Raw genomic sequence first — 25042 nt, forward strand, 5'->3', positions numbered from 1 at the left:
GCCCTCTGCCAACAGACTTCATTAGAAATGTGGCTAAAAATTGATCGCAACTTAGGTTTTTATTAATTTACAATACAGTAATTAATTTAAGGGGAGAAATAAATGAATCCACTCACTGACCTATCACCAATCCTCATTCCGATAACGGCTCTGCTGATTCCGATTGTCAGCATTATTGCCTGGGTTATTCTGAAAATTACACGCCTGAATATGCTGCATGAAACAGTACGACTGTTGAGTCAGAACGGACAACCCATTCCACCCGAATTAATGAATAAAATTATTAACGATAAATCTTCTTAATCGTCTGGATTGATGCCGGTGATTTTTCATCAGAAGCAATCTGTCATCCGGTTGAAAAATCATACTGTTATCGCATTATGCATCTGAACTACGTCACACATCTTTGCGCAAATAACAGCGATGCAACGAGATGACTCGCTGGGCTGCACTCTTTCTGCATCAAGAATTTTGTGACGGTTGATTTTTTAATTATTCATGATGGTGCTGGCCCAGCATAAGGTTTTTTGTTCACTCTGACCCGCACAGGCAGTTTGAGCAAAAACTCAAAAAATCCCAGACAATGCCATCCCGGCGCTCCAGTCCGGGCTATTTTGATTTGTGCCTTTTGAGGTGAAGACTCGCAGGCTTACAGCCTCGGTGAACCGGTATGACGTGGCGAGTTCCAGTACCTGATAATAATTGGTGGCGGTTCCCGATGGTTGCGCCATATTAAAGCTGAACGTGGCGTTACTTTTGGATGTCAGCTCGGTGGCGAAGGCAAAATAGCCGGACCAGATATTATTAAAACGGATGTCTTCTATGATGCCGTTGACTTTAATTTTTCCCGGATCACCCAGAACAGAATACTTCACGCCGCCACTGACGACTGCGGTTTCAAACGGATAGCTGGCGGTCAGTCCGACGGTATAGTCGTTCTTACCGGTGCCGAGTCCCTTTGCGCTATCTGCGGTAGCTATCTTCATTTCTCCAACAGCATTCACCGCGATGGCGGTTGCCGGATCGGCGAATATTTCTTTATTGACTGACAGGCTTAGATCGCCAGCGCCGGAGGAGGAGACGATGCGCGGCGTGACTGTGACCACTTTTTTCACTCGGGCGATAATGGTACCGGCAGGTGCCGTCCGTTCGAGATAAAGCGTTGTGAACTGAAAGTCCATGTCAAATGCAGTCCACGACAAGGTCAGATTTTTTACCGTACTTTTGCTCTCAACCGCGGAGGAGTATTTGCCCTGGGTATAGACGTATCCGAACTCAATACCGATCGGATCCCGGCCTGCTCTGTCGATCGGTTCTGCAATGGTCTCATCGCACATGGCCAGATTCGATGCCTGTGCGAGTAGCGCAAAAATAAGCGCTTGCCACAACGAGCGCTTTGTCAGGGTGAGCCTTTGCATAGTTTATGTATTTTTTGTAAAGAAAATTTTTGCAGATGCAACATTTTATAACGAATAGCCGCGCCATCGTTCCGTATCTGCTTACATTTGATTACCTCTGAAACAATTGCGCTGTCGGTATTTGTCGATGCGAGTGCGTTATCTGACTACAAGTATGGAACTTGTCATCAAATGGAGAACAACATGGAACAGAGCCGCACAGTAAGTCGCCTTCACCCTATCGTCGCTACCGCAGCAGGATCGGTGATCCTGGTCAGCCTGCTGGGCGCTGCGGCGATTACGGGACTGTTACCTAGCTCACATGGAACGGTGGCACCTGCGGCAATGCCTGCTACGGCATCCGGTATCACACCATTAGCTCAGACAGCAGCGCAGCCACAGTACGAGGCGCCACAGCGCGTACCAAGCGCACACACGACGCATGCCGTACATCAGTCGCGTCTCGTGCACTCTGGGTCTCCGGTATCTTATGCTGCATCTAATCAGCAGCCTGAACAGGGCAACTCTGGCTACGCGAATTCGATGTCTTCAACACAGGCACCTGTCGCCCGTAATAGCTCGAATAGTCCGAATAGTCCGCTCGGTATAGGCATAGGTGCGGTCATCGGTGGCTTGCTAGGCAATCAGGTAGGTGGCGGCAATGGTCGCACCCTGGCAACGATTGCCGGTGCTGCGGGAGGTGGCTACCTGGGTAACGAGATCGCGAAAAGAAATCCTTGAGCTTGACAACAAGCTTCCGGTATTCATGATCGATCAATGATCCGTCATTGATCGATCAACGACAAAGATAGTGGCTTCACATTGAATTACACGTCCACTATCTTTTTTGATCCGGTTGCTTAGCTCCGTTTTAATTTAAATGTTTTTGAAGTATTCCAGATCCAGTCTAAGTCCTCGCTAATGCAGACTTATTTCACCAGCTCCCGAAAATAATCAACATCGACATTTTGATTTGATGAGTCGGATGTTGATACCAGGTTTGTCTGAGCAACGCTGGACAGTCCCATCTGCGCTGCGCCCCATCACCCAATGCGCCTTGAGTGGCGTACCCACCAAGATAACCGTGTGCTGATCCAGACCATCAGAGAACTGCACCATGCCACCGCTCGTTAACGCCATTCGTAAAAAGATGGGTCAAGTTTGATATCGGCAACGAAGTTCTCAACTTGCGCGATTACGCATGTCTGCCTGGTATCGCCTGAATTTGCCCAGGCTCACCCAATCCCCATTACTTACCTGCATTTGCACAAAAGCCGTGGTTTTAGTCTTAATTGAATTAATTGACGCAATTTATCTTCATCAGATTTATTTGCACTTCAGGAATATAAGTTGTACGATAACGTATAAATAAAACGACGGGCAAGCAATATCGCACCTCATTAAAAACTGGAGACTGTATGCTGAATTACCTCTTTCTATCGACGCATTGCGTCCAGCCTGTCCATACTGACTCCAGAACATTCGCCTTAAACGAGCAGTCATTCACAAGTAATCAGTAAGCACATAGCAAGCAAATAGAGGTTGTGCTCACCGCCTGCCTCTGAAAAAACACCAGTTCGATGCGGCCTGATCTTGTACTGAGATGATCATCCGGCAACTGGCACATTAGATTGTCAAACGTATTGAGATCGTCGCAGGTTTTTTCTCAATAGCAGAACATCAGGATCAGGTATGACTATGAATTCACAAGCGCTAGGAAAATATCGTTGGACCATCTGTGGTTTGCTCTTCTTTGCAACCACAGTGAATTATCTGGATCGACAAGTATTGAGCTTGCTTGCACCCGATTTGTCCAAGGAATTTGGGTGGAGTAATTCTGATTATGCGAATATCACGGCGGTATTTCAGTTCGTGTATGCGATCTCGATGTTATTCGCCGGGCGTGTGGTGGATAAGATCGGTACCAAGCAGGCGTTTATTCTGGCAATCAGTATCTGGTCTGTCGGTGCGATCATGCATGCTTATTCGATTCCGATGGGCAGCGAGATCGCTCAAATTCTCAGTTCATTCGGCATCGCCGCGGTGTCTGTCTCCGTTGCCGGCTTCATGTTGTCACGGGCAGTTCTCGCGCTGGGTGAGGCAGGTAATTTTCCTGCGGCGATTAAAGCAACGGCAGAATATTTCCCCAAAAGAGAACGGTCATTTGCAACCGGCATTTTTAATTCCGGTGCGAATATCGGTGCCATTCTTGCGCCATTGCTGGTGCCCTGGATTGCCGAAAACTGGGGCTGGCAATCGGCATTTATCGGTATCGGTGCGATTGGTTTTATCTGGATGCTGGCGTGGTGGATCTACTACGACAAACCCGAAGAACAAAAGCGCCTTTCGGCAGCCGAGCTGAACTACATCAATGAAACCGACGCGTCCACTGGCAGCACTACGACCGGGTCGTTTACCACGACAGCGGCAACAGCGGATTCAGGTAAAACGGTCTCCTGGCTTGCCTTGCTCGGCTACAAACAAACTTGGGCATTTGTATTCGGCAAGTTCATGACTGACGGCGTCTGGTGGTTCTTTTTATTCTGGCTCCCTAAGTATTTGTCCGCCCAATACGGTATGCAAAAAACCGAGATCACTTTGCCACTGGCGGTTCTCTATAGCATGACGATGATAGGCAGCATCGGTGGTGGCTGGTTTCCGACTTTTTTTATCAATCGCGGACACTCTCCGTATGACGGTCGCATGAAAGCGATGCTGGTGATCGCTCTGTTCCCGCTGGTGGTATTGCTGGCACAACCATTGGGCTACTTGAGCTTCTGGGTACCCGTATTACTGATCGGCATAGGCACGTCGGCGCATCAGGCATGGTCGGCCAATCTGTTCACAACGGTGTCAGACATGTTCCCTAAAAACTCCGTCGCCTCCGTGGTGGGCATCGGCGGCATGGCCGGCGGTCTCGGCGGTGTGCTGGTGTCAAAAATAGGCGGCTGGCTGTTTGATTATTACGGCGCACTTGGCCAAATTCAGACCGGCTATACCATCATGTTCTCAGGCTGTGCACTGGCCTACCTGATTGCCTGGTCAGTCATGAAATTGCTGGTTCCGCGCTATAAAGAAATTACGGATCTTTAAGCGTCAAGCCGATTATGTGAGCGCCATTCGCTAGTCTGAGCTAGTCTGAGTCGCGTCCAGACTAGCGGCAAAACCACATGTTGAACGCGAGAAAAAATACCTGAATCGCCATATGAGCAAGGCCAGCGGAAACAGCAACTCTATGACGCACGCAGGTATAATGCAGCGAATCACTCACTTATCAACCTCCGTTGATCGCTCCGGAACATGACAAATACCACTCCCGCACTAGCACTGCCAGTTCAAAGAAAGAAGCAGAGAAATCTCGCGCAGGGAGTGATTGAGAATATTAGTCACAACATCCAGATCGGCAGCCTCAAGCCCGGCGACAAGTTGCCAACCGAATCAGCGATTATGGAAATGCACGGTGTCAGCCGTACTGTCGTGCGCGAGGCGATTTCTCATTTACAGGCATCGGGCCTGGTAGAAACACGACACGGCATCGGTACCTTCATTCTGGATCAGGCCAGTGCGAATTTAGGCAAAATCGCTGACACCATGCTCACGATGCGTGATGTCTTAGCCGTGCTCGAATTGCGCATCAGCCTGGAAACAGAAGCCGCCTGGCTCGCAGCCTCCCGTCGCACTGACGAACAGATGGTGGCGATCCATGATGCACTCAAGGCGATGCAACATAAAACCAATACCGAAAACAGCTCGGTTGATGCCGACGTCCAATTCCATTTACTGATCGCTCAGGCGACCGACAACCGCTATTTTGTTGAGATCCTGAGTCATCTCGGCAACACGATTATTCCTCGCGCACGACTCAATACTGCCAGCCTGCTGCAGGACGATGCCGAAAAATATCTGGAACGCGTCAATCGCGAACACGAAGATATCTACGACGCTATTCTGCGCAAAGATCCGGAAGCAGCACGTGCCGCAATGCGCACACACCTCAGCAACAGCCGCGAACGCCTCAGAAAAGCCCATGACCTGATGGAATCAGCACGCGCCTGATTGCAGGCCGGTTCTGCCATCGTGTGAATTTACTCCGGTAAGACATGCGTAAAGCGGAAGCTGCTTGCAGGTACTCATCGTGCTTCTAGCAATTTTTAACATCAATCCGTAGGCTGGATGCGGCTTTCCAAGGCATTTCACCCCAAGAGACGCATGGGAATTGCGGATTCGGTTTTAGGGGACTTCTCAAAACCTCCAGCTGGATCCCTGCATTCGCAGGGATGACGACTTTAGGTCTCGGGCTTAAATGAACGGCATTACTGCTTACTCCCGCCTTCAGCCTTCACCTCAGCGCCGGACTCTGCTTTAGTCACACCGGTTCACCAACAAATAAACACCACAAATCCCCGCAGCACAAAATCCTCGAATAAATACTTGTTCAATTGAAGTTTTAGTTGTACGATGACGTATCACTAAATTCTAAAATCAATTAAAAACACCCATACCTTTTTGCCTAATGGAGAAATCATGAATCACCAAGACCTCAAAACCATCATGTCAGCTGGCCTGCTCTCTTTCCCAGTGACGGATTTCGACGAACAAGGGAATTTCAGAGCCAGCACCTATGCCGAACGTCTGGAATGGCTGGCCCCTTATGGTGCCAGCGCATTGTTCGCGGCGGGTGGAACGGGTGAGTTTTTTTCTCTGACACCGAACGAATACTCTGATGTGATTCAAGTTGCGGTAGATACCTGCCGTGGCAAAGTGCCGATTCTGGCTGGTGCCGGTGGTGCAACGCGCAGTGCAATCGCGTATGCACAGGAGGCTGAGCGCATCGGTGCACAAGGTATTTTGTTACTGCCGCATTATCTGACTGAAGCGAGTCAGGACGGTCTGGTCGCGCATGTCGAAGCGGTCTGCAAATCGGTGGATTTCGGCGTCGTTATTTATAATCGCGGGATTTGCCGCCTGACGCCAGACTCACTGGAAAAACTCGCAGCACGCTGCCCGAATCTAATTGGTTTTAAAGACGGTATCGGTGATATTGAGTTGATGGTGTCGATTCGCCGCCGCATGGGTGATCGTTTCACTTACCTGGGCGGCCTGCCGACGGCAGAAATTTTTGCCGGTGCGTACAAGGCGCTTGGTGTGCCGGTGTATTCGTCAGCCGTATTTAACTTCGTGCCTAAACTGGCGATGGATTTTTATCATGCGATTGCCAAAGACGACCATGCAACAACTAATCGCCTGATTGATGAATTTTTCCTGCCTTATCTGGAAATACGTAATCGCAAAGCAGGCTATGCTGTCAGCATTGTCAAAGCAGGTGCACGACTGGTCGGACATGATGCCGGTCCCGTGCGCAGTCCATTGACAGATTTGACCGGAGAAGAGAGTGAACAGTTACGTGCCTTGATTCTTGCTCAGGGCGCGCAATAATCATTGCGGCCGGATCATCTGCAAAACTACGCAGTAACACATCAACATCGTCAGAACTCATTACGTCAATTAATGGGTTCTGATAATTTCAGAAACACAAGGAGTCAGTAATGCACATCAAAGGTGAAATGGTCATCGGCCAACGTAATCTGTTCGGTAGCGCGGGCAGTATTCATGCAGTCGATCCCTCGCTCAACAGAGAAATCGAACCTGCTTTCGGTATGGCAACCGAGGCCGATGTTGCAGAAGCATGTGCATTAGCTGACCAGGCTTTTGATGCGTTTCGCGATACCTCGCCAGAGCAGCGCGCGGTATTTTTAGAAACCATCGCGAATGGCATTATTGCCCTCGGTGCAGAATTGCTGGAACGTACAGCAAGTGAATCTGGTCTGCCGATGGCGCGGCTGGAAGGCGAGCGAGGCCGCACTGCCGGACAACTGCGGCTATTCGCCGAGGTGCTGCGATCTGGCAATTATATGGACGTCACGCTGGATTCTGCCTTACCGGATCGTACGCCACCACGCCCAGACCTGCGCTTGCGCAAAATTGCACTTGGACCGGTTGCCGTATTTGGGGCGAGTAACTTCCCCCTCGCTTTTTCGGTTGCAGGCGGTGATACAGCCTCGGCACTGGCAGCGGGATGTCCCGTCGTGGTCAAAGCCCATAATGCGCATTTAGGCACTTCGGAATTAATCGCTAAAGTCATCCAGAAAGCAGCGGCAGACTGCCACATGCCGGAGGGCGTTTTTTCTCTGCTGATCGGTAACGGTAATCAGATCGGCCAGAGCCTGGTTAGCAATCCGTCGATCAAGGCCGTCGGCTTTACCGGCTCGCGTCGCGGCGGCTTAGCCTTGGTCCACGCGGCAGCACAGCGCAAGGAACCGATTCCGGTCTATGCGGAAATGAGCAGTATCAATCCCGTGTTCCTGATGCCTGGGGCATTGCAGGCGAATGCAGCAGGTCTGGCTCAAGGCTTCGTCGATTCATTGACACTAGGCTCGGGACAGTTTTGCACGAATCCCGGACTGGTCATCGCGATACGTGGCGAGTCCTTTGACAGCTTTGTCGATGCAGCGTCGAACATACTCCGGGCCAAAATACCGACGACAATGCTGACCCCCGGCATCCACCAGGCCTATGTCGACGGCGTCAATCGTTTAGCGGAGGCAGCAGGTGTAACGCATCTGGCAAAAGGAAAAACCGAAGAAAATCCGTGCTCCGCGCAAGCACAGTTATTCCTATGCGATGCGCAGCATTTCTTGAATACAGCAAGCCTGGGAGAAGAAATTTTCGGACCAAGCTCCTTATTCATCGAATGCCGTGACGCAGAAGAAATGAGGCTGGTTGCAGAATATGTCGAAGGTCAGCTGACATCGACGATTCATGCTGCAGCAGACGATCACGCCATCGCCAGACAGCTTCTGCCAGTATTGGAAAGAAAGTCAGGACGCATCCTGTTTAATGGCTTCCCGACTGGCGTCGAAGTCGCTTACTCCATGGTTCACGGTGGCCCGTATCCGGCGACCTCGGATAGCAGATCAACCTCTGTAGGCGCATCGGCAATCGATCGTTTTTTACGTCCTGTCTGTTATCAGAACTTCCCGGCAGATTTGTTACCTGACGCCTTAAGCGATGCTAATCCTCTGCAACTGACGCGACTGATCGATGGCAAGATGACGCTGGCGTCTCGCTCATAACACCAGGCAGCTTATGACTACAACAGAACGTATCACGGACACACTCTGCATCGTCGGCGAAAGTCCGGTCTGGGATGCGGCGCAAGCGGCATTGTACTGGGTCGATATTCCGGCTAAATCGATTGGTCGCTGGGACTCAAGGTCGGGAACTCATCGTCATTGGCAAGTCGATCAGATGGTGGCGTGTATCAGCCTCAAGCAAAGCGGCGGGCTGATTGCGGGGATGGAGACCGGGCTATTCAGCATTGAGCTTGGCGAGGCTGACGAAGTAAGTAGAGCAAGCGAAGCAGATAGATCACATCAATCGTCTGTTGCGACTCAGCGTCTGCTCGCCAGCCCGGCAAACATGCCTGTCGGCACCCGCTTTAATGATGGCCGTTGTGACCGGCAGGGCCGCTTCTGGAGCGGCACCATGTTTCTGGACATGGCGGCGGCAAGAGCCGAAGGCTGCTTATATCGTTATACCTGTGACACGGGTATTTCCGACGCTGTCGTCTCTGATCTCATCGTGCAAAATGGCTTATGCTGGTCGCCAGACGGTCGCACCATGTATCTGTCTGATTCACATGCCAGCCGCCAGCTGATCTGGGCGTTTGACTACGATATCGATGAAGGAGTCCCGAGCAATCGCCGGATCTTTGTTGATATGAACAACTATCCAGGACGCCCTGATGGTGCGGCGATGGATACCGACGGTTGCTACTGGATCTGCGGAAATGATGCCGCCTGTATTCTGCGTTTTACACCGGAAGGCAAGCTAGACAGAAAGATTGATTTACCGGTGACAAAGCCATCCATGTGTGCTTTTGGCGGCGACAATCTGGACACCTTATATGTGACCTCAATCTCCGCGGGCAAACCCGCTGGCGATGATCTGGCGGGTGCTATTTTTGCCGTGCGCACAGGAGTCCAGGGTATGCCGGAGACTGTTTTTAGGGACTAGGTTTGCCTGATTATTCCACCGTCTTGATTAATCAGGACTGACGCAACAACTCCAACCTCTCACCATGATGAAGATACGGAGAAAATGGCGTAAGCGGGTCAGTGAGATATCGATATCAAAATGAACCCGCAAGCGGCATGCGCCTGTTGGCACGAAATGTCTCTGGAAGCCGCATATAGTATGCGGCTTCCATTTAAATTGAGTCACCCATAAAAAAAACAGCAGAATCTTCTGCTGTTTTTTTACATTCAACTTCAACGCAATTCACTCTACGCCGACAGAACTGCATTGACGGTTTTATCGCCGACTTTGATATTTTTCAATGTCAGCCCTTTGACGTTATACAGATAAAAAGCCTGTTCTTGATTGGCTGGGCTACCAAAATCACAATCACTGACCGTGACATTCGAGACCGGGAATATCAGCGGTGATTTTTCATCACCGTTGTAATCAGAAGCGACCGGCCCCAGGATCACAATCGCCTGATAACAAGAGTGCTGGCCGCTCCGGGCTTGCACATTCCCTACCGTGATGTTTGAGATATGAACATCCGACACCATCGGCGGACGGGTGCGGACATTGTCACTAACAGGTGCATAATCGCAGTCGAAGGTAATGATGGCACCCGCAGCCGTCGCTACGGTTTTAGATTGTATCGGTGAGCCAGGCAGCGAGGAATAAAAAGACGGAGAGGTTTGAACACCATGTGGAATAGAGATATTTCTGACATAAAAATGGCGCAGATAACCGCCACGGTTCATATTGGTCTTCAAGCGAATCGCTGTGTTCAGAGGATTCGTTTTCCAGTGTCTGTTTTCGAATAAAAGATTTTGCGCGTAGACATTTTGTATGCCACCCGCCATCTCACTACCTAATGTCACCGCACCATGACCGCTTTGCATGGTGCAATTCTGGATCACGATATTCTGCGACGGGCCGTATTGTGTATCCAGATTTTTACCGGCCTTGATCGCAATACAATCATCACCAGAATCAAACGTACACGTATCGATCAGTACATGGTCACAAGCCTCAGGATCAAATCCGTCACTGTTCGGCCCATGGCTTTTGGCGAGTACGTTCTCGATGACGACATTACGACAATGCACAGGATGATGCTGCCAGAAAGGTGTATTCGTGACCTGATAGCCTTTCATGAAGACATTGGTACAGCCAATAAACTGTATCATCGGCGGCCGCAAATGATGTCCCAGACCAAAGATACGTTTACCCGTCGGGACGCCTGCTTCGGACAATGCTGGTAAATAATTGGCATCCGCCAGCCAGCGGTCGTCATCCCCCTGAATGCGCTTGATATAATGACGATCAAGCTGGGGCGCGAGCTGATCCAGCGCGGGATTATTGAGCGGATTCGCCGTATTCTCTGAGGCTTTGCCCTTCTTGTAATTTGGTGTTGATCCCTGCGCAGCGACTGCATTGATCGTTTTCAGTTTGCCTTTCCATGTCCACCAGCAATCTCCGCTGTCATCAAACGGGACACCGCCCTGTCCATCCACAATACTGGTCCAGTCATCACCGGTCAGTGCAATATGATCCTGGCCGTAGGCATAGATCATTGGTGAAAAATTCAGGCAATCATTACTCTGCCAGCGAGAAATCACGAGGTTGCCATTTTCTCCGCAGGCATAGTCACCGTACTTGGCATAATCGGCTGGATTATTGCTGAAATAAACATGTGCGCCCGCACTCAGATGAACGTTCACATGCGATAACAATACGATAGGACCTGCACAAAACCAGTTACCTGCAGGGATCACAACACGCCCGCCTCCGGCGGCATGACAAGCTGTTATAGCTTTTTTTATCGCCAGATAACAATCTCTGGCATCAGCTACAGGAGTCGCCACTTCCGCCTGTTCTTCAAATGACATCCACGCGATGGTTTTTCTGAGCTTGCAGGTGACCGCACCAAAGTCAGTGATCACATAGTCAACGGCACGAAAGGCTTCGCGCCTGGCGAGCCTGTCGACGATTGCCTGCGCCTTTTGCCAGGGATCCACGACCGGTGTCGCCGCCAATGCCCGCGCACTTCCTGAACCGGCCACCGCCAGACCAGTCGCTGATAATGCTTTCATAAAAGAACGTCGGCTCTGCTGCTTCGCTGATATCTGTTTCATCCAATTTGTCTCAGTTATTTGTTCGAGAATTTGTTCGAAAATTTATTCGAGACTTTTCCGGCACGTTCGCCTGGCTACTCTTGCGTATTATTGAACTCTGCAAGAAAAACTCTATCCGGCATCCATTGTCCTGAGTAGCCCAGCTGACCGACAGGATCAATATTGGCGGAGATCAGATTGTTCCAGTAATCATCTGAAGAAAATTGGGCAGGGCGGAAAGGCAAGGTCCCATTTTTGTTCCAGTTGGACCATGGTTGTATGGCATTGATGTGCACGCCGATACGTGAATTCATGACCACCATTTTGCCTACCGTCTCCAGCGTTGTTTTGCTGATCGTTCCTTTAGGCGGCGTGTATTGATCCACTGCGCCAGGCTCGCACGCATACCCTGGAATCGGTACCTTACCGTAAGGGGTACATTTCTGGTTATTAAACCATTGACGGGCCAGGTAGAATTTTCCGGCGAGCGCATACGGACTGCCATCATGGGTAAAGCGACATTGATCGAACACAAACCCATAGCGGGTCTTCACATTCGTACTCGGCGCGGCAACATAGGAGCTGCTTCTGTCACCCAGAGATTTAATCTCAGTCTGATAAAAATACGCGGTCGCATCACCGAAAATAAAATCAACATCGCCTTCGATGTAGGAATGCTGAAAAAAATTCCGGGTCGTTTCACCCGCTCTGGGTGCACGCATATACAAGGTATCCTGAAAACCCAGCAGCCGGACATGATCAAAATGCACCTTATCAGCACCGTCCAGCATCACCGCCAGCGCTTGATGGTGTACCAACAGCATTTGGGCATAAACACCGGTATCCGGACAGGTACCAGGCTGGCATTCAGCACGCGCATTACCTTTATCCTTGTTGTAGGCATTTTCTATCGTAATATTTTTTGCTTCGAACGCCGGATTTTTTACCCATAAAACTGCCGTACCAAAAGTCCCTAAAGCAGGCTTGCTTTTGATACTGTCATACATTGCTACGATGGTCGGATGGCTTTGCGCAAACTGTGCGCCAAACTGACTTGTGTATGTCGCACCTGGCAGGGCTGCATCAAGGTTGGCAGATATTTTGGTCGTCGCGGCATCCAGACCAAGTAAGGTAATAGGCGTTGCCAGTGCAGGAACATAGACCAACTCCTGATACAGGCCTGGCTTGACCAGGATAGTGATACGCCCGTTTGGATGAGGCGAATTTTCATAATCGATTACAGCCTGATTGACTGCAGCCTGCACTTGTCTGAAGGTTTTTTTGCGATCTTCCTGCGCGCTGGCATCAACAATGTAATCGGCCTTTACGTTCTCGGCTGCTGCAATTGGATGCGAGAGCGGATCCCAGGGATCAATCCGCTCACTGCCCGAGATACCGGTATATTTCAACACTTCGTTAAGCGAAAACTGCTTGGCCTGCGCCGCATCTAATTGCGGCCTTTTCTTCACGACAGCAGCATCAGGAAAAATGACGAATTTGTCCTGACAAGAGTATTCTGATGTCCCGGAAAACATCGTCTTCACATTGACGGTAGACGAGGCATCCAATCCGGCAAACTGAACGTGGTCGAATTGCGTCGTATATTGATCCTCATTACGACCACCTATCACCACGTCATGCAATGTCAGCTTCAACGGGTGCTGAGCATCAAGACCTTGCAGAATAATCCGGCCGGGTGTCACGCTATGAATATGAGACAAAGAAATATCTCTGTATTCAGGAATCAGGCTGCCTGCTGCACTGCGGTTGTAGTGGGTATCAATATCAATCGGTGCGCGGACATTATTGATGCAGACATTGTTATAGCTGACGTGCTCAACCAGACCGCCACGCGATACGTCGCTCTTGATACGCAAACCCGATGTTGCTCCATCGATAGTCAGATCATCAACCAGAATATGTCGCACCCCGCCATTTGTTTCGCTACCGATCGACATGCCATGTCCGGTATAAAAATGATTGTGTAAGATCGAGATATTTTCAGTCACACCACTATTACCCGCCTTGATCGCAATATTGTCATCGCCGGTACGAATATAGCTATGTGCGATTGTAATATTGCGGGAAGAGATGGGATCAATGCCATCCGTATTGCGGGCGGTAGCCGGCGTATCGATACGAATTCCCCATGCGGTAAAGCCATCGACACGATTAAGCGTCACGTGGAAATTCGGTGAATTGCGTAAAGTAATTTTATGCAGGGTGATGTCTTGAGACTGATTAATTTCTATCAGTCTTGGTACGTTCTGATGGCTATTCTCTTTTTGTGCACGACGGGCAATTTGCCACCATGATTCTTCCTGTCCGAGAATACGGCTACCACCCTGACCGTCAATCTCACCCTCACCATAAATACCGCTGGATTTAGTTTGATCGATAGAAATAAAAGGCTTGCAGCCTCGCCCTTGCTGGTCGTTGCTACCGCATGTCGATGTACCACGATCAAATTCTTTGGGATTACTTGAAGCAAACAAGGTGACATCTGCATCAATGATCAGAGAAACACCGCCACGCAATTGCAACGGTCCGGATAAAAAAGCAGACTGTGCCTGAGCGCTCGCAAGGCGAATTGCCTGCCCGCTTTTGCACTGATCAATCGCCTGTTGTATGCGGGCAGTGTCGTTGATATTACTGATGGTGGTGGCTGTTGGACTGCTCAGTTGTGCAGACAACACTTTGCATACCGGCGGTGTCACTGGCTCTTTGATCTGACGCGCATCCTGAGCGCTTGCTGAGAATGCAACGCTCAGACCGAGCATCACCCACAAAATAGTCAGATAGCGTGACGTGTCTGTAGATTTTGTCCAATTAAAAATTGAACTCTGATTCATTTTGCTCATGGCTTCACCTCAGTGCTCAGCTCAGTGCTCAGGTCGGCACGCAGTGAAGGTGCGACGATAAGTAATTCTTTCACCACCATGGCAGAAAAAACCGCAGCGCCTTTTTTGCCGACATGGGTACGATCAAAAGTACTGCGCGCCGCACCTGCTGGCTCAGTCTTGCTGCGATCCGAGTTCGGCATAGCAGCAGTTGTTCCATTGTTTGTATCAGGCGGTGCCACCGCCAGAGTATCCGCCTCTGCCTCGCCCATTGTCTGCACGGCACGGTAGCTGATCGCATTCAGGTCGATCCAGGGGATGTGACGGGATTGCGCAATCTGGATGCTGGCCTCAGCCCAGGGTCGTAAATCGTTTTGTAATACCTGATCGCGGAAACTACGACGCGTCAGAGGCGTTACCAGCACCGGTGTTGCGCCAGTGGCTTTTACTTCATCGACATAACGTGCCATGTTGACCGGAAACTCAGTCACGAGATCAGTTGATCGGCCCGGTTTACCGGGCTGATCATTGTGTCCAAATTGAATGAGTACATAGGTCTGAGCAAAGCTGGCATTGTCTTTCAATAATTTCTGTACCTGCTCCCATGAACCTTCTGCGCGATAGCTACCGGAACTGCGGCCACCCTTGGCAAGATTGAGACAGGTCAATCTGGATGTAAAGGTCTGGCATAGTGCATCGCCGTAACCGCTCCTGGTCGCCATGGTGGAGTCACCGACTAAAATCAAGCGAGCTGATTTTTCTGCGGCAGAGGCGACCGCGGCGGATGAGTTACTAAGTGAGTTGGCGAGTGAATTAATTGGCGAGCTGCTTTGACACGCGCACAAGGATACGGCAGCCATACCCGCCATGAAGCGTAATGTGGCTGCATAAACTGACAGTTTCATAGTGATCTCGATGATCGTAAAGTAGGTAGCGGAATTTTTGACCAGACAATCAAGAATCCCGTCACCGCATTTAGACGGACAATGTTTTATTGAGGACGGCATTGCCGATCTTGACGTTTTTCAGGGTTAAACCCTTGACGTTATAGAGGTAATACGGATTAGCCGCATTCACAGGATTGCCTAAATCACAGTCGCTGATCGTGACATTGGTCACCGGCAGAATCACCGGCGCAGGCTGGGATTTTCCGTTGTAATCCGAGCTGACAGGACCAAGAATCACAATCGCCTGATAGCAGGAAAATTGCCCGTCTTTTGTCTCCACGTTGGCGACCTTCACATTAGAGATATGAATATCTGACACCACAGGTGGACGCGTTCTGACGTTATCGTTATTCGGATCGTAGCCGCAATCAATCGTAATAACGCCACCTGCTGAAGTAGCAACCGATTTATTCGGAATCAGGGAGCCAGGCAAGGTCGAGTAAAAAGCCGGTGTCGTCCGTATGCCGTTAGGGATCGTCACATTACGGATATGCAGGTTACGCAAGAAACCGCCGCGGCTCATATTCGACTTAAGGCGAATGGCGATATTCAGCGGATCTGTCTTCCAGTGACTATTCTCAAACACAAGATTCTGTGCAAAGACGTTTTGAATTCCGCCGGACATGATACTGCCGAAGGTCATTGCACCGTGACCGCTATGCATTTTGCAATCTTGAATAACGATATTCTGCGAGGGACCAAATTGAATGTCCGGTCCTTTTCCAGAATCGACAGCGATACAATCGTCACCCGTGTTAAACGTACAGCCGTTTATCACTACATGATCGCAAGATTCAGGGTCGAAACCATCGCTGTTCGGCCCCATACTATTTGCGTAGATATGGTCGACGCGCATATTCTTGCAATTGACAGGATTATGTTGCCAGAACGGCGTATTCGTTGTCTGGTAGCCTTGGAACAAGACATTGGTGCAGCTAATAAACTGCACCATGTGCGGACGTAAATAATGTCCATGACCAAAGATGCGTTTTTCTACCGGCACGCGCGCTTCTGCCAGGGCGCGTAAATACGCCGAATCACGCCGCCAGCGATCTCCTTCACCTTGTATCATGGCCATTTCTTCAGCACTGAGTTGGGGTGCAATAGCGGCTAGTGATGTCAGGTTATTCGGGTTCACTGATTCTTCAGTCCGACCCTTCAGATGGGGAATATACTGTGCACCATCACCAGCGGCAATATCACCGGAACTGCTCGGTTTTTGCCGGCCTTTCCAGGACCACCAGCACTCTTGCTGCGCATTCCAGTCGACTCCGGCCTGGCCATCTAAAATGCTGGTCCAGTCTTCACCGGTTAAGGCAATATTGTCCTGGCCATATGCATATACCAGAGATGAAAAATTCAGGCAGTCATTGCCTTCCCACCGAGTAATCGATAATTTGCCATTCGCACCGCAATCAAAATTGCCATACTTCGCGTAATCATCGGGATTATTGCTAAAGTAAATATGGGCACCTGCCTGTAAATGCACATGAACGTTTGAGCGCAATACGATAGGCCCGGCGCAATACCAGTCACCTTTCGGAATCACGACACGACCACCGCCTGCCTGATGGCACGCGCTAATCGCCGCTGTAATTGCAAGGTAGCAATCGTGCGCACCGGATACCGGCGTCTGCATCGCTGCTTTTTCAACGAACGAGACCCAGGCCTTGACCGGTACCGTTTTACACGGCTGCGCATCAAAGCGGGTAATCACAAAATCTTCGTTACGAAATTTTAAGGGCTTACTCACACGATCAATAATGGCTTGCGCCTGCTTCCACGGATCTTGTTTTGCCGTCGCCGCCATCACACTGAGCGGTGTAGTACTTGCCAGGGCCAGGCTGGTGGCTGACATGGTTTGTAAAAAATTTCTACGCTTCATACTCAATTTCATACCTGGTTTCATACTTGGCACACTTTTCGTTTGATCATTCTGCATTGTGACGCCACGCCCCTCGAACCGGAGTTCAAGGGGTGGCTCTTGCTGCTCATCGTACAAACTTCGGACATCGACTGGACATCTCAATGATGTCCGAGCGATGGATCAGAAGTTGTAAGTCATGCGAGCATTAAAGGCACGGCCAATCGGGCTGGCTGCACTGCTCAGATAGCCATATGTATAAGCGCTATGGTTTGTCAGTGGGGGTTTGACATTCAGCAAATTCGTGATGCCTGCTGCCAGTGTCATATTTTTAAAACCACGATAAGTGCCAGTCAGGTTCCAGACAGAATACGGCTCGATATCACGGAAATATTGTGCGGCAACCAGATTCTGATCGTGATAACCGGTGTTGTAGTTCTCGGTCAATTGAGCAGTCCAGTCGCCTTTGCTCCAGCGCATTGCCAGCGTGTGTTTCCAGCGGAATGTCAGGATAGGGAAACTGCTGGTTGTGCCGTTACTCGCGACACCGAAACGACCGATATTAGAAACATAAGCGCTGTCTTTTTCAAGCTGATTATCAAACTGTGTCAGGTAAGTACCGTCGAGTTTGAAATTGAAGTCACCGTAAGCAGTTTTAGGAATGCTATACGCGAGTCCTACGTCGATACCGCTAGCTTTTTGTCCACCCAGATTCATCGTGATGTTCTTGATGTAATTCAGTGAGCCATCTGCATTGCGGACGAACAGATCTGCGTATTTAGTTGGATTCAGAAAGTATACTTGCTCAGGCAAATTTGCCAGCATGTCTTTCATTTCAATATGCCAGTAATCAAACGACGCTGTGAAGTTTTTGAGTGGCTCAATCACGAGACCTAAAGTGGCACCGCGTGAAGTCTCCGGCACCAGATCAGGATTGCTGCCAGTCTGGCGTGGCAAGGCAACATTACAGACCGTCGATGCAACCAGCCCCGGCAAGGCTTTACCGGTACCGGCAACCCCTGGCGTACCGCCCGGACATTGCACTGGATCATCCCATTTTGATGCCGTCGTCGTATTTGCACCAGCGACACGATAACCATAACGGTCAAATAATGTGGGCGCGCGGAAACCGGTATTAGCGGAGCCACGGAACATCAGTGTTTTAGTTGGTTCGTAACGGAAGCTGGCTTTAGGATTGATGGTATTGCCAAAATCGCTGAAGTGATCGTCGCGCACCGCCACGTTAAAACTCAGTTGCTTGCTTACCGGGATTTCCATTTCTGCATACAGCGCAGCGACATTACGTGCACCCTGACCATGTGACGGGCCGGATGCGGCATAGGTCACTACTGAGGTAATGTCAGTTTTTGTATCCTCGGTTGTATCACGGTGCAGATCACCGCCAATCGCTAGGGTCAGAGGACCGCCCGCCAATTGTGTGAGTTCCTTGGTCACCGTCAGATCAAGGCCGGTATAGGTGCTGATGGAATGCCTGTTGAGGGCACCGTCAACCGAGATACTGTTCAAATACGCAAGGCCGGTAGCGTCCTGCAACCCAAAAGGATTCAAGCTGCCATTCGCGATACCTTTTAATAATCCTGGACCATTCACATAACCAGATTCATAGTAATTATCGCGTTGACTATGTCCGTACACAAAACCAGCTTTGTACTCCCATCCGGCAAAACTACCTTCGTCGCTTACGCCGATGCGCTGATTGACCTGAATGTCTCTGGTTGTCGCTTCACCGAGATCAGCCACACTCCAGGTGACAGTCAAAGGTTCGCCTTTCAGGCCGGCGACTGCCGGGACACCGCCGCTACCGCCCGGATACCACTTGCTGGTCGATGGCAGTAATGCGCTGACACCGTTTGCCGTGAGACTGGTTGTCGGATTTTTAGTACCGAGAATGAATTCCTGACCGCGTGAATAATCGATGCTGATCGTGTGATCTTCACTAAGTTTTTTTGTGCCTCTTGCGTAGAAGGTAACCTGTTCATTACCGTACAAAGCAGTACCGTACTGGTTCGCATTGATGACGCAAGTGTTCTTCGCTCCCTGTATCGAATAAGGAGCTACGCAACCGGATGTGTAATACGGATTTGCCGCATTCTTATTCGTTGCCGTGGTGAAGTTCGCCGGGTACGCATAACCGCCGCTCGCAAGCGTCGGAGCGCGACCGATACTTGTCAGAATATCGGCATTACTTAGATCGGTACGATCAGAGGCAAGCAGGCGGCTTCTGCGATGTCCGTCTGCCGTCGCAAAGACATTCCAGCCATCCGTTTGTAGGTCCCCTGCACCGACGATAAAGCTAAAGCGCTGCTCATCGGCACCGCCGGTTTTTTCAGGTTTCACCATCTGTGCAGAAACAGAAGCACCTTTAAAGGTTTTCTTTGTGATGAAGTTCACCACACCACCGATCGCATCGGAACCATAGATCGATGACGCACCATCACGCAAAATTTCGACACGATCAATAGCACTCATTGGCAATACATCAAGATTCGCGTAGCCGTCAGCAATCGCTTCGTTTGCCAGGCGGCGGCCATTCAGCAAGACCAGAGTGCGATTGACACCCAGGCCGCGCAAATTGATATTTGTACCGGAGCCGGCATTCGACGGAGCGAGTGAGCTTGACTCAGGCAAGGCCATCATCAGATCGGCAAGCGTCGTCATGCCGCGCTTGTCAATTTCGTCCGAATTGATCATTGTCACTGGCAAAGAAGCTTCACTGGCGAGTCGCTTGATCGATGAGCCTGTGACTTCAACACGTTGGACTTCCTGTGCCTGCACCTGGCTGGCCAGCGTCAGGACAGCCAATGTGACTGCCGACAAGGTAAAGGCTGGCTTTTGTCGGTTGTTAGATTGTTTCATTTTGTCTCCTTCTAATTTTCTTCGTGAAGTTCTTATGTCCAGTTAGCACTGGATCACTAGTCGGAGCACCTCGCGTACTCTGTGCCACTGCAACGAGGATGAAAGCTAGGTTTCACCGAGGTCGCAGCCGGTCAAAATAGAAAATTCTTACACGGGAAATCTGTCGCAAATTATCTATTTTTGCTTTGACTGACTTCTCGCCTTACTACCTGTATTCTTTATTTACGCTTGTTCATCCTCTTGAAAAAGTTCGCGTCACTCTTTCTAAATGGGCTCGCATCGCACGTCTGGCTTCTGCCGGATCGTGCGCGGCGATTGCTTCCAGAATATTCCGGTGATCGGTCAGTGTTTGTTGACGTAATTCCTCGGTTTGAAAATGTTCTTTCAACTTGTGCCAGAGACGACCACGCTGATCCCACAGATATTCAATCGTGCCAACTAATGCACTGTTCCCCGTTGCTCTGGCGATTGATAAATGGAAATTACGATCCGCCTGTTCGTTACTCGAATAATTGGCGTGATTTTTTTCCATTTCCAGCACCGCTTTTAAAATCGCATCAATCGCTGAATCCGTGGCCACTCTGGCGGCAATCGCAGCAACTTCAGACTCAATCAGACGACGGGCGGATAACACCTCAAACGGACCAGGTCCTACTTCCAGCAGATCTGCGGGCACATCAGGTTTTTCACTGACATACACACCAGAGCCGCCGCGTACTTCAATCACTCCGCCCAATTCCAGCGCAATCAAGGCCTCCCGCAACGACGCACGACTGACACTAAGCTTGGCCGCCAGATCTCTCTCGGACGGCAGGCGCTCACCAGGCCCTATCTGTTCATCTGCAATCAGCCCCTGAATCCGGTCGGCGACAACGCGATACAAACGCGGCTCATGCACACCGGCTTCACCAGGGAGACTATTTTTTTTCAACATGATTCCAACTTTTAAAAAGTAAAAGAATGCATCCGGTCAGGCCATTCTAATTTGGTCAGACCAAATTTGCAATGTGGACTAGCCAGATATTTTTTTTGGTGGCATACTCGCCACAATATTTAAAATAAAACGCGCAGATTATTGCATCGTTTCTTCAGAAAAACGTCTATTGCGCTGAGTTATTTTTTGGTTTTCATAGGAAGAATGAACAAGGCACGCAAATTTGTTGTAATTAGTCCCAGATAAAACAAAATGACAGAAAAATTTATCTGGTATGACCAATTACTACAATTGTATTGCGTGACTGAGACATTTTCTTTGCAAATCAGGAAATAATTATGACTAAGGGAATCAGAAAATGACGAACGCCAACGGAAAAACCCCTCTGTACATCCAGATGCATGGCAATGACAACGTTGCGATTGTGGCCAACGATGGAGGGCTTCCCGCTGACACCATTTTCCCTTGTGGCCTGACACTCAAAGAAAATGTGCCTCAAGGTCACAAGCTGGCCTTAACCGATATCGATGCTGGCGCAGCGATCATTCGCTATAACGTCACCATCGGTTACGCAGTAAGACTAATTAAACAGGGTTGCTGGATTGAAGAGTCTCTGGTGCAGCTGCCACCGGCAAGAGGCTTAGAGGATTTGCCTGTCGCGACACGCAAAGCCCCTGCCTCAGACCCATTAGAAGGTTACAGTTTTCAGGGCTATCGTAATGCCGATGGCTCAGTCGGCACGCGAAATATTCTGGCGATTACGACCACTGTTCAATGTGTAGCAGGGGTCGTTGAACATGCCGTCAAGCGCATCAAGGCGGAGCTATTACCCGATTATCCGCATGTCGATGACGTCATCGGCCTGGAGCATACATATGGCTGCGGCGTTGCTATCGATGCGCCAAATGCGATGATTCCTATCCGTACGGTGCGCAACATCAGCCTGAATCCGAATTTTGGCGGACAAGCCATGGTGGTGAGTCTGGGATGTGAAAAACTTCAGCCCACCCGCTTGTTCCCGAAAGGATCAATCCCCATACATAACGGCGGCGACCCTGTCGTGGTTTGCTTACAGGATCAGGAGCATGTCGGTTTTGAATCAATGATCAACTCGATCATGTCAACAGCAGAAAAACAACTGAGCGAATTAAATAAACGCAGGCGCGAAACCTGTCCGGCATCAGATCTGGTGGTAGGCGTGCAGTGTGGTGGCAGCGATGCTTTTTCTGGCGTGACAGCCAACCCGGCAGTAGGCTTCGCTACCGACCTGCTGATACGGGCTGGCGCCTCCGTGATGTTTTCGGAAGTAACCGAAGTGCGCGACGGCATCGACCAACTGACCTCCCGCGCGGAAAATCCTGAAGTTGCCGCGGCGATGGTACGGGAGATGCAATGGTATGACGATTACCTGAAGCGCGGCGGCGTCGATCGCAGCGCCAACACCACTCCCGGCAATAAAAAGGGCGGCCTGTCGAATATCGTAGAAAAAGCCATGGGCTCGATTGTCAAATCCGGAAGCAGCACGATATCCGGCGTGCTTGCACCAGGCGACAAGCTCACACAAAAAGGACTGATTTATGCAGCGACACCTGCCAGTGATTTTATCTGTGGCACGCTGCAACTGGCTGCGGGAATGAATGTGCATGTATTCACCACAGGTCGTGGTACGCCCTACGGCCTTGCCGCCGTGCCGGTCGTAAAGGTCGCGACAAGGAATGAATTAGCCAGTCGCTGGCATGATCTTATGGATATCAACGCTGGCCGGATCGCTAGCGGCGAAGCCAGTATCGCGGATGTAGGCTGGGAATTATTTCAATTGTTGCTCGATGTCGCCAGCGGTAAAGAAACCTGGGCCGAACACTGGAAGTTGCACAATGCGCTGGTTTTATTCAACCCGGCACCGATCACCTGAATATATGCGGCATCAGCGCACTCCGCAGCTACGACCGCAACTACAGCCGCTATTTTTATCTACTTTCTTTGACCATGAATGAATCGCACGGGATTTTTATGACTACGCCTAGCTCAGCTAAACCTTTTAAACGCATTTTACTGACCGGTGCTGCTGGTGGTCTGGGAAAAATTTTACGGGAACGGATAAAAGACTGGGCTGACGTCGTGCGCCTGAGTGATATCAGCGATCTCGGCACAGCGGCACCTGGCGAAGAAATTGTGCAATGTGACCTGTCGGATAAGGCAGCGGTTATCGCGATGATGGACGGCGTCGATGTGGTCTTGCACTTCGGTGGTATCTCGACCGAATCAAATTTTGAAGCCATCATGCATGCGAATATTCAGGGCACCTACAATATCTATGAGGCCGTGCATAAGGCGAATGTGAAACGCGTAATTTTTGCAAGCTCCAATCACACCGTCGGCTACTACAAAACCACCGATGTCATCGATGCCGATATGCCGCCTCGTCCTGACGGCATGTACGGCATCAGTAAATGTTTTGGGGAGTCCCTGTCTCGTTATTACTATGACCGCTTTGGTATTGAGACTGTCTGTATTCGCATTGGCTCCTCATTCCCTGCGCCGCAAAACCGCCGAATGATGGTGACCTACTTTAGCTACGACGATCTGGTTGAACTGCTACGCTGTTCCATTTTCACTCCGAAAGTCGGTCACACCATCACATTTGGCGTATCGAATAATCCGGCAAGCTGGTGGGATAACACAAAAGCGGCACATCTCGGTTTTCAGGCGAAGGACAGCTCACTGGCATTCGCAGAGAATTTCCCTGACAGCGGCACTTATCCGGCTGCGGACGATATTACAACGACGTATCAGGGCGGCGCTTTTTTACTGACCGGGCCGCAATATAAATAGCGGATGAGGGGGCGCGCGCTCTATTTCCAGATGACGCGTGGTTGTCCCGCAATGATTACGGGACAACCAGCCCCTCGGCAACAGCCACACGAAACAGTGCATCTTCGAGTATCGCTCTGGCGTGTCCCGCAGCGTGTTCCAGGTCTTTGTGCAAAATCACGTCTTCCGGCCCGCGATTGGCGCACTCGGCACTGTAGCGCTCAAAAGCACTCATGCTTAGTACCAGCTCCACCAGATGACGCGGACATTCGCAATACACCGTATTGGACGCATTCGTCAGCGCAATTAACTCCTCTTCCGCAAACCGTGGCGGTCGCGGATTGCCAGGTAAAGGTGCCGGCGTTGCAGCAGCCAATTTGGATTCAACTGATGGAATCCGTAGCAAGGCACGGCATAGGGCTTCGATCTCAATCGAATCTGACGGTGCCCTGGCGACCTCATAGCCCACCATACGCAAACGACGTATCACTGCGCTCGGCGCAAACCGGTAAAGAACGATCACCTGGGTAGCACCACAGGCATTTTTGACGCTGGCAATGGCGTCTTGCGATGCCTCATTCAGGATAGGAAATTCTGTCACGAGAATATCGGCATCGACACGCTGCGGCGGATTACTGGCATCCGTCAGATTTACATAACGCTCGGCGATGACCAGCGTACTGTCGTGCAAAGTATTCTCAAACTGACGCGAGGATAACAAAGGGCCGACCAGGACTACTCTGGAAACTCGTGCCGCGACCTCGCCGCTATTACGCGGTGCCTCCAGCGTTTTGGTTGCGCTACGCATCGCGATCAGGGCGTCGGTAGACATTGTGGCGATAGAACCAATAGGGTGTCCCATATCAACCAGTTGCTTAATCAATGCCAGACGACGGATTTCGGCAGACGAATACAAACGCTGTCCGCTGGAACTCATGCTTGGCCCCACGACTTTGTAGCGGCGCTCCCAGACCCGCAAGGTTTCCACTGGCACTCCTGCCAGACGGGCGGCGACGCCACTGCGGTAGGTTGGCGTATGCGGGTCATTTACTGTATTTGTCGTGTTCATCATCGTATCCCATTCAGTTTAAGCAGTTCAATTCATTCAAAATAGATGCAATTGAACCGCTTTATATCATATTTTTCGATTCATTGACTGGACATGAAAAGTTAATCGAC

The 25042-nt window shown here is 50.3% G+C and carries 17 protein-coding genes; 9 read left to right on the forward strand and 8 right to left on the reverse strand.

What is annotated here, in order from left to right; all coding sequences use genetic code 11:
• The first annotated feature begins 102 nt into the window (after nucleotides 1–102).
• Nucleotides 103–303: a hypothetical protein gene (locus ACO0K4_RS01595; RefSeq protein WP_422954843.1), complete on the forward strand. Its 201-nt coding sequence runs from the start codon at nucleotides 103–105 to the stop codon at nucleotides 301–303.
• A 263-nt stretch (nucleotides 304–566) separates the two neighbouring features.
• Here the strand turns inward: ACO0K4_RS01595 and ACO0K4_RS01600 are convergent, their stop codons facing one another.
• On the reverse strand, nucleotides 567–1418 hold the full coding sequence (locus ACO0K4_RS01600) for a hypothetical protein (RefSeq protein ID WP_422954844.1): 852 nt from the start codon (nucleotides 1416–1418) through the stop codon (nucleotides 567–569).
• 183 nt (nucleotides 1419–1601) lie between these two features.
• Here ACO0K4_RS01600 and ACO0K4_RS01605 point away from each other — a divergent pair, with 183 nt between their 5' ends.
• The 6 genes from ACO0K4_RS01605 to ACO0K4_RS01630 all read left to right on the forward strand — a co-directional run bounded on the left by ACO0K4_RS01605 (nucleotide 1602) and on the right by ACO0K4_RS01630 (nucleotide 9473).
• The gene (locus tag ACO0K4_RS01605; protein ID WP_422954845.1) at nucleotides 1602–2138 is read left to right on the forward strand and encodes a glycine zipper 2TM domain-containing protein; all 537 of its coding nucleotides are present in this window, start codon (nucleotides 1602–1604) and stop codon (nucleotides 2136–2138) included.
• Between the two features lie 957 nt (nucleotides 2139–3095).
• Nucleotides 3096–4490: an MFS transporter gene (locus ACO0K4_RS01610; RefSeq protein WP_422955414.1), complete on the forward strand. Its 1395-nt coding sequence runs from the start codon at nucleotides 3096–3098 to the stop codon at nucleotides 4488–4490.
• Nucleotides 4491–4697: 207 nt separating this feature from the next.
• Nucleotides 4698–5453 (forward strand): FadR/GntR family transcriptional regulator, encoded by a 756-nt coding sequence (locus tag ACO0K4_RS01615; RefSeq protein ID WP_422954846.1) that lies wholly within the window; start codon nucleotides 4698–4700, stop codon nucleotides 5451–5453.
• A 468-nt stretch (nucleotides 5454–5921) separates the two neighbouring features.
• On the forward strand, nucleotides 5922–6833 hold the full coding sequence (gene kdgD / locus ACO0K4_RS01620; RefSeq protein ID WP_422954847.1) for a 5-dehydro-4-deoxyglucarate dehydratase: 912 nt from the start codon (nucleotides 5922–5924) through the stop codon (nucleotides 6831–6833).
• Between the two features lie 110 nt (nucleotides 6834–6943).
• Nucleotides 6944–8530: an aldehyde dehydrogenase (NADP(+)) gene (locus ACO0K4_RS01625; RefSeq protein ID WP_422954848.1), complete on the forward strand. Its 1587-nt coding sequence runs from the start codon at nucleotides 6944–6946 to the stop codon at nucleotides 8528–8530.
• 13 nt (nucleotides 8531–8543) lie between these two features.
• Nucleotides 8544–9473 carry an SMP-30/gluconolactonase/LRE family protein gene (locus ACO0K4_RS01630; protein ID WP_422954849.1) on the forward strand — a complete coding sequence of 310 codons (930 nt, stop codon included), beginning with the start codon at nucleotides 8544–8546 and terminating at the stop codon, nucleotides 9471–9473.
• Nucleotides 9474–9742: 269 nt separating this feature from the next.
• On the opposite strand, the gene ACO0K4_RS01635 is transcribed toward ACO0K4_RS01630, so the two are convergent.
• From ACO0K4_RS01635 to ACO0K4_RS01660, 6 genes are all read right to left on the reverse strand, one after another.
• Nucleotides 9743–11569, reverse strand: coding sequence for a glycoside hydrolase family 28 protein (locus ACO0K4_RS01635; RefSeq protein WP_422954850.1), 1827 nt, complete (start codon nucleotides 11567–11569; stop codon nucleotides 9743–9745).
• Between the two features lie 116 nt (nucleotides 11570–11685).
• On the reverse strand, nucleotides 11686–14451 hold the full coding sequence (locus ACO0K4_RS01640; protein ID WP_422954851.1) for a pectinesterase family protein: 2766 nt from the start codon (nucleotides 14449–14451) through the stop codon (nucleotides 11686–11688).
• The gene (locus ACO0K4_RS01645) at nucleotides 14448–15335 is read right to left on the reverse strand and encodes a rhamnogalacturonan acetylesterase (protein WP_422954852.1); all 888 of its coding nucleotides are present in this window, start codon (nucleotides 15333–15335) and stop codon (nucleotides 14448–14450) included. Before ACO0K4_RS01645 ends, ACO0K4_RS01640 begins: the two co-directional genes overlap by 4 nt.
• Before the next feature lie 70 nt (nucleotides 15336–15405).
• Entirely contained in the window at nucleotides 15406–17262 is a 1857-nt protein-coding gene (locus tag ACO0K4_RS01650; protein WP_422954853.1) for a glycoside hydrolase family 28 protein, read from the reverse strand.
• A 162-nt stretch (nucleotides 17263–17424) separates the two neighbouring features.
• Nucleotides 17425–20118 (reverse strand): TonB-dependent receptor plug domain-containing protein, encoded by a 2694-nt coding sequence (locus ACO0K4_RS01655; protein WP_422954854.1) that lies wholly within the window; start codon nucleotides 20116–20118, stop codon nucleotides 17425–17427.
• Nucleotides 20119–20350: 232 nt separating this feature from the next.
• Nucleotides 20351–21052, reverse strand: coding sequence for a FadR/GntR family transcriptional regulator (locus ACO0K4_RS01660; protein WP_422954855.1), 702 nt, complete (start codon nucleotides 21050–21052; stop codon nucleotides 20351–20353).
• Between the two features lie 358 nt (nucleotides 21053–21410).
• Between ACO0K4_RS01660 and garD the strand changes: the two genes are divergently transcribed.
• Nucleotides 21411–22964, forward strand: coding sequence for a galactarate dehydratase (garD, locus tag ACO0K4_RS01665; RefSeq protein ID WP_422954856.1), 1554 nt, complete (start codon nucleotides 21411–21413; stop codon nucleotides 22962–22964).
• Between the two features lie 98 nt (nucleotides 22965–23062).
• Nucleotides 23063–23884, forward strand: coding sequence for an NAD-dependent epimerase/dehydratase family protein (locus ACO0K4_RS01670; protein WP_422954857.1), 822 nt, complete (start codon nucleotides 23063–23065; stop codon nucleotides 23882–23884).
• 55 nt (nucleotides 23885–23939) lie between these two features.
• Here the strand turns inward: ACO0K4_RS01670 and ACO0K4_RS01675 are convergent, their stop codons facing one another.
• The gene (locus ACO0K4_RS01675) at nucleotides 23940–24935 is read right to left on the reverse strand and encodes a MerR family transcriptional regulator (protein WP_422954858.1); all 996 of its coding nucleotides are present in this window, start codon (nucleotides 24933–24935) and stop codon (nucleotides 23940–23942) included.
• Nucleotides 24936–25042: the final 107 nt, after the last annotated feature.

Origin of the sequence: Undibacterium sp. RuTC16W (genome assembly GCF_049339445.1) — a bacterium.
GTDB lineage: Bacteria > Pseudomonadota > Gammaproteobacteria > Burkholderiales > Burkholderiaceae_D > Undibacterium.